This is a genomic window from Streptomyces tropicalis (assembly GCF_029269835.1).
Lineage (GTDB): Bacteria > Actinomycetota > Actinomycetes > Streptomycetales > Streptomycetaceae > Streptomyces > Streptomyces tropicalis.
This window is the reverse complement of record NZ_JARJBB010000005.1, coordinates 303,208-317,338: the sequence shown is the minus strand read 5'-3', so window position 1 is coordinate 317,338 and position 14,131 is coordinate 303,208. Positions and strand designations below refer to the sequence as shown.

Sequence of the window (14,131 nt, the reverse complement as noted above, 5' to 3'; positions counted from 1 at the left end):
TCGAGGCCCGCACATGACCGCGACCCCTCCCGCCGCCCCGCAGGCGGCGAAGCATCCGTGGGCCGGCGGAGTCACCGTCTTCGCCGGTGTGATGCTGATGATCGCCGGAATGCTGTCCATCTTCCGGGGTGTCATGGGCATCGCCCAGGACGACGTCTTCGTCGCCACCCGCTCCTACGCCTTCCAGTTCGACCTCACCGGCTGGGGCTGGGTCCACCTGGTCCTCGGCGCCGTCGCCGTGCTGGTCAGCATGGGCATCTTCCAGGGCGCCCGCTGGGCGCGGATCGGTGGCGTGGTCGTGGCCGCGTTCGTGATCATCGCCGGCTTCCTCTCACTGCCGTACTCGCCGGTGTGGTCGGTCGTGCTGATCGCGTTCTCCGGGCTGGTGGTCTGGGCGCTGTGCGTCCTGGCCCGCGAGGACGTCTACCGGAGCGGCGGACCGGGCCTCCGCTGAGCCGGACGGCGACGGGCGCCGCGCCCGGTGGGGCGGCGCGTGCGGGACGGGTCCGACGGGGCCGGTGGGGTGGACCGCGCCGGCCCCGCCGCCGTGTGCCCCGCCGGACCCGTCCCGGGGCTGCGTGCCCGTGGCCGCCGCGTGGTGGGCGCGGCCTTCGTGCCGTACGGGTGTCGCACTCGCCCGGCGCCCGTCGCTCTCACCTGTGCCCGTGGTGTCCCGGCGGGCGTGACCGGCCGTACCAGTCGTGGACGACGCAGCTGCCGACGACGAGGTCCTGCACCGAGGCCCGGCGGCGGCTGACGGGGACCCACAGCAGACCCCAGGGGGCGGCGATCCACAGCACGGCCCGCACCGTGGCGGCACCCGGGCGGAGCCGGCCACCCGACCGGCGCGTCACCCGCAGCCCCATGAGCTGGTCCCCGACGGTCCGCCCCGAGACGGCCCAGTTGCCGGCCAGGTAGCCCACGGCCACCACCGCGCCCCAGCCGAAGGTGATCCAGGCACCCGCGTCAGGAGGTGAGAACGGCGGCCCCAGCAGCAGGTACGCGACCGCCCCGATGCCGAGATCGATCGCCAGCACCAGGGCCGTGACGACGAGCGCGTCCACGGCGGCCGCGACCGCGCGCGAGACGATGCCCGCGGGAAGGCCCTGCAGGCCGGGTTCGGCCGGGCCGTGCGCCCGGGTCACCGCGGTCACGGCGGTGCCTCCGGCCCGGCCGGCCGGAGCCGGTCCGCGGGCCGTGCGGCCGGCCCGCCGCCGGACTGCTCCGGGCCGTCCGCGTCACCGGACCGTTCCGGGGGGCGCCGGTCGCCGGGTCGCGGCGGAGGGCGTCCCTCGTCCGACCGCGCAGGCTCCGGTCCGCCGCCGGACCCCTCCGGCTCGTGCCCGTCCGGGGACGCGGCCCCGGGCGGGGTGCCCACGGCCGGGGCGGTGGCCCGCGGCGGGCCGGTGGGAGGGGCGGAAGGGGCCGGTGGCGCGCCCGGCGGCAGGGGTGCGCCGGGGGACGCCGGGGGCGAGGCGGCGCCCGGCGGCCCGCCCTCCGCGCGGTGCAGCAGCCGGTCGGTCAGCCGCTGCACGAACCGGTCGGCGCGCACGTTCTGCTCGCGGAAGGCGTCCACCGTCTCCGCGGTGATGCTGCCGCCGGTGTCCCGGACGATCCGCCCGACGTCCAGTTCCTCCAGCACCTGCCCCGTGTACGCCGCCAGGTCCAGGCGCGCCAGCAGGGCGTCCAGGTCGACCCGGGCCAGCACCCGGTCGAGGTCCACCCCGGCCAGCACCGTGTCCAGGTCGATGCGGGCGGCGACACGGTCCACGTCGAGCCGGTCGGCGACGGCGTCGAGGTCGACCCGGTCCAGCAGGGCGTCCAGGTCGACCCGGGCCACCACGGCGTCGACGTCGACGCGGCGGAGCAGCGCGTCCGCGTCCACCCGGGCGACCGCGGTGTCCAGGTCGACGCGCCGCAGCAGCGCGTCGAGGTCCACGCGGCGCAGCACGGCGTCCAGGTCGACGCGGTCGAGGACGGCGTCGACGTCGATGCGGTCCAGCAGGGCGTTCACGTCGATGCGGGCGGCGACGCGGTCCACGTCGAGCCGGTCGGCCACGGCGTCGAGGTCGATCTCCTCGACCACGGCCGCCGTCAGGGACCGGACGAACGCCCGCGCCAGGGGCAGGACCTCGCCGCGTGCCCGCGTCCGCTCGGACGCTCCCCGCGCGCTCCAGTCGTCGATCCGGCGGCCGAGGGCGTCGAGCACCCCGGGCGGCACCAGCCACCGGGTCGCGGTGCGCATCGTGCGCGCGGTGCGGCCGGCCGCGGAGGAGACGACGGACAGCGACCGGCGCTGCGCCTCCAGCGCGAGGCCCAGCGCGGCGTCCGCGAGCGGTGCCGCGGACCGTGCCACCGCCGACGGCGGACGCGGGACCGGCGGGCGGGCGGCGGCGACGGCGTCCGCGGCCAGGCCCGCCGCCCCCAGGACCAGGCGGGTGGCACCGGAGAGTGCCGACCGGTCCCGACCCTCCGCGGCCGCCCGGCGCTCCTGCCCGTCCCGGCCGTTCCCGTCCGCTCCGCCCGGTGGCAGCCGGCGGGTCGGGTCGTCCGGGGTCTCACTCACGCCCGTATCAGACCACCGCGTGCGCGGGCCCGCTTCACCCTCCGAGGGTGACCGGGGCCCGCGACGACGGCGTCGGCCGCCCGCGCGGTGACCACGGGCCGACGAGGCGGGCGGCCCTCCGGTGCGGCCCCGGCCGCGCGGCGTCCTGCCGGCCGCCCGGTCCGGGGCCACGGCGCGCGCGCCGTTCCGCCCACGACGTCTCCGGTGCCGGGTACCGCACCGCCCGTCCGGCCGGCTGCTCCGCCGGCCGCTGCGGAGCCGCGTGTCGCCGGTCGGGTTGCCTGCGTGCCGCCGGTCGGCTGCCTGGGTGCCACCGGTCGGGTTGCCCGCGTGCCACCGGCCGGGCTGCCCGTGACCGCCTGGCAACGCACCACCGGCCGGTCCGTCGTGACGACCGGCTGAGTTCCTCGCGGCCGCCCGCCGCCGGCCCCCCTCGTCCGTCACCGGCCAAGGCGCTCGCCGTCGGTCGCCCTAGGATCGCCACGGAGGCCGCGGGCAACCCGCGGCGGGGACGGGGGCGACGTGGACGGGGACGTGCAGGCGGGCAGCGAGCGGGCGGGGAGCCGGGCGGGGAGCGGGCTGGTCCACGTGCCGGGCGGCACCGTCGCGCTGCGCGACGAGGGGACGGGCACGGACTGGGAGGCGGAGGTCGCGGACTTCCTGCTCGCCCCGCACCCCGTCACCCGGGAGCAGTACGCGGCGGTCACGGGCGCGGCCCCCGCGAGCGCTGCCGGACCGCGTGCGCCGGTCACCGACGTGTCGTGGCGGGACGCCGTGGCCTACTGCAACCTGCTGTCCCGCGGGGCCGGGCTCCGACCCTGCTACACCCTCGGCGACGGGCCCGACGCCCTGGACGCGGTCTGCGACGCGGGCGCCGGCGGCTACCGCCTCCCGACCGAGGCGGAGTGGGAGCACGCCTGCCGTGCCGGGACTCCAGGCGTCCGGTACGGGGATCTGGACGACATCGCCTGGTACCGCGGCAACTCCGGCGGCGCGGTGCACCCGGTGGGGGAGAAGGCGCCGAACGCGTGGGGCCTCCACGACATGATCGGCAACGTGTGGGAGTGGTGCTGGGACGTCTACGACCCGCGCGTGTACGGGCCGTACCGCGTCTTCCGGGGCGGCGGCGCCTACGACCCGCCGCGGGGGTGCCGGGCCGCGTGCCGGCGCAAGAGCCATCCCACCTTCCGCATCGACGATCTCGGCTTCCGCGTCGCCCGGTCGGCCTGAGCCGCGGACCGGCCCCTCCGGCATCCGCCCGGGGGCCCGCCGCCGTCCTTCGGCCGACCCTCCTCGGTCTTCGGCCGGCCCTCCTCGGCCTTCCGCCCACTCCCTCGGCCTTCCGCCCGAACTCCGCGCGAACGCGCGGAGTTCGGGCGGAAGGCCGAGGCCCCGTGTCCGGTCGTGTCACGTGATTCGGGGACCGGCTAAACGGGACTTATCTCCTTCCCTCTGCGCCCCTAGCGTGGTGTCAGCCAGCCAGTGGGAGTCAGCGCCGCGCGCCGGGAAGGCGCGCCGCCGAGGGAGTCGTCTTGGCCACTCACGTTCCGGCCGAACCGTTCACCGAGCCGTCGGTCACCGTATTCCGCGCCTCGCGCGCCCAGCAGCGGATGTACTTCCTCCAGGAGATGGAGGGGAGCAGACCGACGTATCACATGCCCGTCCTGTGTGCCCTGGACGGCGCGGTGGACGCCGACGCCCTGCGGGCCTGCGCCCAGGGGTTGCTGGACCGGCACGAGGCCCTGCGCACCCGGTTCGTGCTGCGCGACGGGGAGGTGCTCCAGCACGTCGACGCCTCCGCCGAGCTCGACTGGTCCGCGGACACCGCCCGCGGCCCCGCCGACGTGGAGCGCTGGACCGAGGCGCAGCACCGGCGCCCCTTCGACCTGGCGGCCGGCCCCCTCTTCCGGGCCGCGCTGCTGCGCCGGGAGGGCGGTGAAGGCGCCGTACTCGCCCTGGGCATGCACCACATCGTCGGCGACGGCTGGTCGATCGAGATCCTGCTCCGGGAACTCCTCACCGCCTACGCGGCCCGCACCGGCGCACGGCCGGAGCAGGCCGTGTCCGAGGACGGGCCGGAATTCCAGTACGCCGACTTCTCGGAGTGGCAGGAGGAGTGGCTGCACAGCCCTGCCGCGGAGCGCCAACTCGCCTACTGGGCCGACCGGCTGGCCGGTGAGCTGCCCTCCTCGGGCCTGCCCGCCGACCACCGTCCCGCCGCGGCCGCCGCACCCCGTACCGCCGCCGTCCACGAGGCCGTCGTCCCCGGCGACGTCCTGGAGCGGCTGGAGGCGCTCTGCCGGGAGTCGGGCAGCACCCTCTACTCCGCGACGCTGGCCGCGTTCCAGACCGTCCTCAGCCGCTGGACCGGCAGCGAGGACGTGCTGGTCGGCACCCCGGCCGCCAACCGCAACCGCGCCGAGTTCGCGGACACCGTCGGCCTCTTCGTCAACACCCTGGTCGTCCGCTCCGACCTCTCCGACGACCCCCGCTTCGCCGACCACCTGGCGCGGCTGCGGGAGACCGTCGCGGACGCCCAGGACCACCAGGACCTGCCCTTCGAGCGGATCGTCGAGCACCTCAACCCCGAGCGCAGCGGCGACCGCGCCCCCTTCTTCGACGTCGTCTTCGGCCTCCACGACGAGCGGGCGGCCACCGCGTCGCTGCCCGGTCCGCGCGCCCGGCTGCTCGACGGCCCGCCCGGCACCGCCAAGTTCGACCTGACCTTCGACGTCGTACGGTCCGACGACGGTCTCCGCTGCCGGCTGGAGTACCGCGCCGACCTGTACGAGGCCGCCACCGTGGAGCGGTTCACCCGGCACTACCTGACGCTGCTCGCCGGGGCCGTCGCCGATCCCGGCCTGCCCCTGTCCCGGCTGCCGATGCTGCCGGAGGCGGAGACGCGCCCGCTCACCTCCGTGCCGCCGGCCTCCGGTGCCGAACCGGCCGGCGAAGTGCGCTGCGCCCACGAGGAGTTCGCCCGGCACGCCGCCCGCACCCCCGACGCGGTGGCCGTCACCGACGGCGGACGGCGACTCACCTACGCCGAGGTGGACCGCCGGGCCAACCGGGTGGCCCACCGGCTGCGCGCCCTCGGCGTGCGCCCCGACACCCTCGTCGGCCTCTGCCTGCCCCGCTCCGCCGAACTGGTGATCGGCCTGCTGGGCATCCTGAAGGCGGGCGGCGCGTACCTGCCGCTCGACCCGGACAACCCGCCGGAGCGGCTGCGCCACATCGTCGAAGACGCCGGCCTCGGCCACGTCGTCGCCACCACCGCCACCCTTCCGCTCCTGGACGACGGCCCGGAGCACACGGTGGACCTGGCGGCGGACACGGAGCTGCTCGCCGCGCTGCCCGGCACCGCCCCGGTCAGCGGCGTCACCCCCGACCACCTCGCCTACGCCATCTACACCTCCGGCTCCACCGGCCGCCCCAAGGGCACCCTGGTGCCGCACCGCAACATCACCCGCCTGTTCGGCTCCACCCGGCACTGGTTCGGCTTCGGCCCCGACGACGTCTGGACCCTCTTCCACTCCATCGCCTTCGACTTCTCCGTGTGGGAGCTGTGGGGCGCCCTGCTCCACGGCGGACGGCTCGTCGTGGTGCCGTACGCGACCAGCCGGTCCCCGGAGGAGTTCCGCCGGCTGCTCGGCGACGAGGCGGTGACCGTCCTCAACCAGACCCCGTCCGCCTTCCACCAGCTCGACCGCGTCGACGCCGAGCGCGGCCCCGGCGCCCCCGGCGCCGAACTCGCCCTGCGGCACGTGGTGTTCGGCGGTGAGGCACTGGACGTCGGCGCGCTCACCGGCTGGTTCGGGCGGCACGGCGACGCCTCGCCCCGGCTGGTCAACATGTACGGCATCACCGAGACCACGGTGCACGTCACCTACCGTCCGCTCACCGCCCGTGACGCGGCGGAGGGCCGGGGCAGCGTCATCGGCGTCCCCATTCCGGACCTGGCGCTGCACCTGCTGGACGGCCGGGGCCGGCCCGTCCCGCGCGGCGCCGCCGGAGAGCTGTACGTCGCCGGGGCGGGCCTCGCCCGCGGCTACCTCAACCGCCCCGGGCTGACAGCGGAACGCTTCCCGACCGCGCCCTCGGGGGAGCGGCTGTACCGGACCGGAGACCTGGCCCGGCTGCGCGCCGACGGCGAACTCGAGTACCTCGGCCGCATCGACGACCAGGTCAAGCTGCGGGGCTTCCGGATCGAGCTCGGCGAGATCGAGGCGGCGCTCGCCGCGCACCCCGGGGTCGCCGCCGCCGTCGCCCGCGTGGTCCCGGACGCCACCGGCACCCCCGTACTGGCCGCCTACCTGGTCCCGGCCGCCCCCGAGGGCCCGGCCCCCGACGGCCCCACCACGGCCGCCCCGAGCCCGGACGGCCCCACCACGGCCGCCCCGAGCCCGGACGGCCTCACCCTGGACGGTCTCCGCACCCACCTCGCCGCCCGGCTGCCCGGCTACATGATCCCCGCCGCCTTCGTCACCCTGCCCGAGCTGCCCCTCACCGCCAACGGCAAGACCGACCGCGGCGCCCTGCCGGACCCCGGCACCGCCGCCGGCTCGCTCACCCCGGCGGCGGCGTACGAGCCGCCGAGCGGACCGGTCGAGACCGCGCTCGCCGAGATCTGGCAGCAGGTGCTCGGCCACGAGAAGGTCGGCGCGCTCGACAACTACTTCGCCCTCGGCGGCGACTCCATCCGCTCCCTCCAGGTGCTCGCCCGGGCCCGCGACCGCGGACTGCGCTTCGCCGTCGTCGACCTGATGCGGCACCAGACCGTGCGAGGGCTGGCCGCCGCCGTCACCCGCGACCCGGCGGGCGGCACCGGCACCGCCTCCGCGTACCGGCCCTTCTCGCTGCTCGGCGACGCGGACCGGGCCGCGCTGCCGGAGGGTCTGGAGGATGCGTACCCCATGACCCGGCTCCAGGCCGGGATGCTCTTCCACAGCGATCTGCCCGCCGCCGCGGGCCGCGTCTACCACAACGTCTCCAGCCGGCACGTCCGCGCGCCCTGGTCGGAGCAGGCCTGGCGGCGCACCGTCGCCGAGGCCGCCGCCCGGCACGAGATGCTGCGCACCTCCTTCGACCTGCACGGCCACGGTGAGCCCCTCCAGCTGGTGCACCGCGACGCCCGCCCCGGGATCACCTTCGAGGACCTGCGCGGGCTCGACCCGGCCGCGCAGGAGGCCGCCGTCGCCGCGCGCTACGAGGCCGAGCGCGCCCGCCCGTTCGCCTGGGACCGGGCCCCGCTCATCCGCTTCCACGTGCAGCGCCGCTCGGACGACTCCTTCCAGCTGCTCGTCGCCGAGCACCACGCGATCATGGACGGCTGGAGCGAGCGCTCGCTGCTCACCGAACTCGCCTCCCGCTACGTCCGCCTGTGCGCGGGCGGGGACGTCCCGGCCGCCGAGCCCGCGCCCCGCTCCCGCTTCGCCGCCTTCACCGCCCTGGAGCGCGCGGCGCTCGCCGATCCGGAGCACCGCGCCTTCTGGGCCGGGCATACCGCCGGCGCCCCCGTGACCCGGCTGCCCCGCACCGCGCCCGTCGGCGGCCCGCCGCGGATGGCCTGGTACGACGCGCCGCTGCCCGCCGGGCTGCACGAGCGGCTCGGCGTTCTCGCCGCCGACCTGGGCGTGCCGCTGCGCACCGTCCTGCTCGCCGCGCACGTGCGCGTCATGGCCCTGATGGGCGGCGCCGACGAGATCACCACCGGTGTCGTGCACAACGGCCGGACGGAGGAACCCGACGGCGACCGGGTCGTCGGCGCCTTCCTCAACACGCTGCCCTTCCGGATCGCCCTCACCGACGGCGGCTGGCGGGACCTGGTCCGCCGGGTCGCCGAACTCGACCTGCGCGTCCACGAGCACCGGCGCTTCCCGCTCGCGGAGATCGTGCGCGGCAACGGCGGCGCCGCCCCCTTCGAGACCTTCTTCAACTACACCCACTTCCACGTGGAGCAGGACGGCCCGGACGCCGGCGCCTTCACCGTGCTGGAGGAGACCGGCGAGGCCGCCACGGACTTCGCCTTCGGCGCCGAGTTCTCCCGCAGCCCCGACGGCCGTCTCCTCGACCTCGGACTGCGCTACGACGCCGCGCAGTTCGACACCGGGCGGATCGCCGCGGTCCACGCCGCCTACGCGGCCGCCCTGACCGCCCTCGCCGCCGACCCGGAACAGGACTGCCGCGCCGCCGACCTGCTCACCGCCGAGGACCGCCGCCGCCACGCGCAGTGGAACGACACCGGTCGGGTGTACGACGACCCGCACACCCTCACGGAGTTGATGGCACGTCAGGTACGGGCGACCCCCGGTGCCGCGGCCGTGCGCTTCGAGGGCGCCGAGCTCGGCTACCGGGCGCTCGACGAGGCCGCCGAGCGGTTCGCCGCACGGCTCACGGAACACGGCGCCGGGCCCGGCACGTCCGTCGGACTGCTGCTGGAACGCTCCCTCGCCCTGCCGGTGGTGCTCCTGGCCGTCCTCAAGTCCGGTGCGGCGTACGTGCCGCTGGACCCCGGGCATCCGGAGCCGCGCGTGCTGTCCCTGCTCACGGAGGCCGGCATCGCCCTCGTCGTCGCCGACGCCGACCGGGCCCCCGCACTGCGCGCCGCCGGCATCGCGGTGCTCGTCCCGGACGCTCCCGCACCGTCGGGAGGCGCCCCTGCCCCTGCCCCCGCCGCCGGCACCCCGGACCCGGCCCGCGCCGCCCGCCGGGCCGCGGCCCCGGACGACCCCGCGTACATGATCTTCACCTCGGGTTCCACCGGCACCCCCAAGGGCGTGGTGGTCTCCCACCGGGCCATCGCCAACCGGCTGCTGTGGATGCAGGACGCCTACCGGCTCGCCCCCGGCGAGCGGGTGCTGCAGAAGACCCCGTACACGTTCGACGTGTCGGTGTGGGAGCTGTTCTGGCCGCTGCTCACCGGCGGCACCCTCGTCCTCGCCCGCCCCGGCGGCCAGCGCGACCCCGCCTACCTGGCCGGGCTGGTGCGGGACGAGCGGATCAGCACCGTGCACTTCGTGCCCTCCATGCTGGCCGTGTTCCTCGACGACCCGGTCGCTGTGCAGCACGCCGCGGGCCTCACCCGCGTCGTGTGCAGCGGCGAGGCGCTGCCCGCAGAGGTACGGGACCGCTTCCTCGCCCTGCTGCCCGGGGTCGACCTGCACAACCTGTACGGCCCGACCGAGGCCGCCGTCGACGTCACGGCCTGGCACTGCCGGCCCGGCGACGGGGACACCGTCCCCATCGGCCGGCCCATCGCCAACATGCGCACCCACGTCCTCGACGCCCGCCTGGCCGAGGTCCCCACGGGCGTCACCGGCGAGCTGTACCTCGAAGGTGTCGGCCTGGCGCTGGGATACCACGGGCGCCCCGACCTGACCGCCGAGCGGTTCGTCACCCGCACCGGCCCCGACGGCACCCCGCGCCGCCTGTACCGCACCGGCGACCTCGCCCGCCACCGCCCCGACGGCGCCCTGGAGTACGCCGGCCGCACCGACCACCAGATGAAGATCCGCGGCTTCCGCGTGGAACCGGGCGAGATCGAGGCGGTGCTCGCCGAACACCCCGGCGTCCGCGCCTGCGCCGTCCTGCTGCGCGGGGAGCGCCTGGTCGGCTACGTGGTCACACGCGGCACCGGCGACGGCCTCGCCGGCGACCTCGCCCGGCACGCCCGCACCCGGCTCCCCGACCACATGGTCCCCTCCGCCTGGCTCCCGCTGGACGCCCTGCCGCTCACCCCCAACGGCAAGCTCGACCGGGCCGCGCTGCCCGCCCCCGACCCGGCGGCCGCGCACCGTGCCACCCCGCCCGCACCGCCCCGCGACGCGACGGAGGCCCGCCTCGCCCGCATCTGGGAGGAACTGCTCGGAACCGGGCCGGTCGGCGTCGACGACGACTTCTTCGCCGCCGGCGGCCACTCCATCGACGCCCTGCGGCTGATCGGCCGCGTCAACGCGGCCTTCGGCGAACGGCTCCCGGTGGCCACGGTGCTGGAGCACCCGACCGTCGCCCGCCAGGCGGAGGTCCTGCGCGGCCGGCGCCCCTCGGGCCCGGACCCGGTGGTCCGCATCCGGCCGGGGGGCGACCTGGACCCGCTGTTCCTGGTGCATCCCGTCGGCGGCAGCGTCCTGTGCTACCGCGAGCTCGGGGCCGCCCTCGGCGCGGGCCGTCCCGTGCACGGGCTCGCCGCTCCGGCGCTGGACGCGACCGGCCCGGCCCGCGGCGCGGAGCCCGGGCCGGCGGCGACCGTCGCCGACCTCGCCGCCGCCCACGTCGCCGCCGTCCGCCGGATCCGCCCGCACGGCCCGTACCACCTCGCCGGCTGGTCCCTGGGCGGACTCCTCGCCTACGAGATGGCCCACCGGCTGCGGGCCGCCGGCGAGCACGTCGCCACCCTCACCCTGCTGGACACCGCCCACCCCGGCACGACCGACGTCCCCGAGGACGAGACGTCGCTGCTGGAGTGGTTCCACGACGACCTGGCCCGGTCCGCCGGCACGGACCCCGGCCCCGGATCCCGAGCCGCCCTGGCCGCCGCCCTGCGGACCGCGGACGGCGCCCCGGCCCGGCTGCGGGCCGTGGCGGACCGCCTCGCGGCGGACGGGGCCCCCGTTCCCGACGGCGACCAACTCGCCCGCCACTACGCGGTGTTCCGCACCAACCTGCTCGCCGCCGCCCGCTACGCCCCGTCCCCGGCCCCGGGTCCCGTGCACTTCCACCAGAGCTCCACCGGCGCCGCGCTCGGGTCCGCCGACCGGTGGGCCGAGCGGGTCCCCGGCCTGGTCAGGTACGAGTCCGCGGGCGACCACTACGCCCTGATGCGGCCCCCGTACGTCACGGACGTGGCCGCCGCGCTCGACGCGGCCCTCGCCGCGGCCGACCGCCGCTGACCCCCTGCCGGAAGGCACCCCCACCGGCCCTCCCGCGCCGCCGCCCACTCCACAGAACGGACACCGTCACGTGACGAGCCAGTCCCCGCCGCCCGCCGCCGAACTCACCGGCCGCATCAGCGGCGGGCCGAACCAACTGCTGCACGACGAGGTGCTCGCCCCGCAGTTCCGGTTCGAGTCCCGCCACCTGCTGCCCCACTACGTCGCCGTCGAGAAGGCCCTCACCGCCGAGTACGCCCGGATGGGCCTGCTCACCGCCGACGAGGCGCACACCGTCGCCGCCCTGCTCGACGGCGTCGGCCCGGACACCCTCGCGCCGCGCCCCGACGCCAACATGTCGGACATCGCCTTCGCCCTCGAACGCCACGTCGAGGCCGGACTGCCGCGGCCCGCCGTGCGCTGGCACGTCGACCGCAGCCGCAACGACCTCCAGTCCTGCGCCCAGGTGATGTTCGGCCGCGACCGCCTCACCCGGTTCGCCGCGGCCCTGCTGGAACTCGGCGACGTCGTGCTCCGCCGCGCGCAGGAGACCCGGCACCTGCCCATGCCCGGCTACACGCACTTCCAGGCCGCCCAGGTCATCACCCCCGGCTTCCACCTGGCCGCCCTCTCGGAGCACCTGCTGCACACCCAGCGGCGGCTGCTGCACGCCCACGACGGCATCGACGCCTGCCCGCTGGGCGCGGGCGCCATGGCCGGACAGGAACTCCCCTGGGACCGCGACCGGATGGCCCGCCTGCTCGGCTTCGCCGGCCCGCAGCCCCACGCGCTCACCGCCGTCGCCTCCCGCCGCTGGAGCGCCGAGGCTACCGCCGAACTCAGCCTGCTCGGCGCCGCGCTCAGCCGCTTCACCACCGACCTGCTCACCTGGGGCGGCAGCGAGTACGGCTTCGTCGAGCTGCCCGACGAACTGTCCGGCATCTCCTCCGCCATGCCGCAGAAGAGGAACTACCCGGTGCTGGAACGCATCCGCGGCCGCACCGCCCACCTCACCGCCTTCCACACGGACGTCCTGCTCGGCCAGCGCAACACCCCCTTCTGCAACCTCGTCGAGGTCTCCAAGGAGGCCGGCACGCACGTCCTGGCCGCCTTCGACTCCGCCCACGGCACCGTCCGGCTCCTCACCGAGGTGCTGCGCCGCCTCACCTTCCGCGCCGAGCGGATGCGCGCCGTGTGCGAGCGGGAGTTCCTCGGCGGGTTCGCCCTCGCCAACGCGCTCACCCTGACCGAGGACGTGCCCTGGCGCACCGCGCAGGTCGTCGCCGGAAAGTACATCGTGCGCGCCGACGCCGCCGGTGCCCCGCCGTACCCGGGCGTGCCCGAGCTCCTCGTCGAGGCGGCCGCCGCGCACGGCCACGCGCTCACCGACCCGGCCGGACTGCTCGCCGACGCCTTCGACGTCGACCGGGGACTCGCCCGCCTGGCCTCCGCCGGGTCGGCCCACCCCGAGGCCGTCGGGGCCGTGCTGGACGCGCAGCGCGCCGCGCAGGCGGAGGTGCGCGCGGCCTGGGCCCGGCGCGCCGAGGCCGTCGACGCGGGCGCCGCCGAGACGGACCGCGCGCTCGGCCTCCGCCCGGAGCCCGCCCCGGCCACCGCCGTCCCGGCCTCCCGGGCCGCCGCGACGGCCGGGGACCTCGCGGGCGGCCCCGCGGGAACCGGGGAGCGCTGATGCCGCCGTCACCGATACGCAGCGCGGCCGACGTCCCCGCGCCCGCCGCCACCGGCACCGGACACGCCTTCGGCACCTTCGGGGAACTCCTCCAGGGTGCCCTGCCCGGCGCGGACGGCGACTTCCTCGTCACCTTCCCCCTGGCCCGCTGGGCCACCGCCGTCTTCCGGCCGCGGCCCGGCGGGCGGGACGTGCACGTCGTACCGCCGCACAAGGGCAAGTCCCGCCGGGTCGCCGAGACCGTCCTCGACGCGCTCGGCGTCCCCGGCGGCGGCCTGCTGGAACTGGGCGGGACCCTCCCGGAGGGCAAGGGCATGGCCAGCTCCTCCGCCGACCTCGTCGCCACCGTGCGGGCCGTCGGCGCCGCCTTCGGCCGCTCCTTCACGCCCGCCGAGACCGAGGACCTGCTGCGCGGCGTCGAACCCGCCGACGGCGTCATGTACGACGAGATCGTCTGCTTCCACCACCGCGCCGTCCGCCTCGGCCGCCGCCTCGGCACCCTGCCCCCGCTCGCCGTCGTCGCCCACGACGAGGGCGGCCAGGTCGACACCGTCGCCCACAACCGCAGCGCCGCCGCCGTCGGAGCCGGTGAACGGCGTGAGTACGCCCGGCTGCTGGACCGGCTCGCCGACGCCGTCGCGGCGGGCGACCTGCCCGCCGTCGGCGCGGTGGCCACCCGCAGCGCCGAGCTGAACACGGCCCGGCGCGCACGCCCCGGCTTCGCCCGGCTGCACGCCCTCGCCCGCGAGGTCGGCGGCCTCGGCCTGGTCCTCGCCCACAGCGGGACCCTGCTCGGCGTCCTCCTCGACGCGGACGACCCCGAACTCGACGGCAAGACCGCGCACATCAGGGCCGGCTGCGCCCTCCTCGGCGGCGAGGTGTCCGTGCACCGCTCCCTGGGCGCCGGCGACGACTGGGGCCCGCCGCGGCCCGCCGTGCCGGTGCTGCCCGCGCAGCGACCGGTGCCGGCCGTGCCGTCCGCACTCCCTCACGAGCTGGAGATCTGAG

General features: G+C 77.0%; 7 protein-coding genes. 5 read left to right on the top strand and 2 right to left on the bottom strand.

The genetic code is table 11. The features are described from left to right. Positions 1 to 13 precede the first annotated feature (13 nt). Positions 14 to 454 (top strand): DUF7144 family membrane protein, encoded by a 441-nt coding sequence (locus P3H78_RS12875; RefSeq protein ID WP_276109062.1) that lies wholly within the window; start codon positions 14 to 16, stop codon positions 452 to 454. A 199-nt stretch (positions 455 to 653) separates the two neighbouring features. Here P3H78_RS12875 and P3H78_RS12870 read toward each other — a convergent pair whose 3' ends face one another. Then, entirely contained in the window at positions 654 to 1,154 is a 501-nt protein-coding gene (locus P3H78_RS12870) for an RDD family protein (RefSeq protein ID WP_276109061.1), read from the bottom strand. Next, positions 1,151 to 2,566, bottom strand: a complete 1,416-nt coding sequence (locus P3H78_RS12865; protein WP_276109060.1) for a hypothetical protein — start codon at positions 2,564 to 2,566, stop codon at positions 1,151 to 1,153. The genes P3H78_RS12870 and P3H78_RS12865 overlap by 4 nt, the downstream gene beginning before the upstream one ends. 522 nt (positions 2,567 to 3,088) lie before the next feature. Between P3H78_RS12865 and P3H78_RS12860 the strand changes: the two genes are divergently transcribed. From P3H78_RS12860 to P3H78_RS12845, 4 genes are all read left to right on the top strand, one after another. Then, positions 3,089 to 3,796 (top strand): formylglycine-generating enzyme family protein, encoded by a 708-nt coding sequence (locus tag P3H78_RS12860; protein WP_276109059.1) that lies wholly within the window; start codon positions 3,089 to 3,091, stop codon positions 3,794 to 3,796. A gap of 302 nt (positions 3,797 to 4,098) precedes the next feature. Next, positions 4,099 to 11,454 (top strand): non-ribosomal peptide synthetase, encoded by a 7,356-nt coding sequence (locus P3H78_RS12855; protein WP_276109058.1) that lies wholly within the window; start codon positions 4,099 to 4,101, stop codon positions 11,452 to 11,454. Positions 11,455 to 11,524: 70 nt separating this feature from the next. Continuing rightward, complete coding sequence (locus P3H78_RS12850) at positions 11,525 to 13,123, top strand: argininosuccinate lyase (protein WP_276109057.1); 1,599 nt, start codon at positions 11,525 to 11,527, stop codon at positions 13,121 to 13,123. Beyond that, the gene (locus tag P3H78_RS12845) at positions 13,123 to 14,130 is read left to right on the top strand and encodes a GHMP family kinase ATP-binding protein (protein ID WP_276109056.1); all 1,008 of its coding nucleotides are present in this window, start codon (positions 13,123 to 13,125) and stop codon (positions 14,128 to 14,130) included. The genes P3H78_RS12850 and P3H78_RS12845 overlap by 1 nt, the downstream gene beginning before the upstream one ends. Position 14,131: the final 1 nt, after the last annotated feature.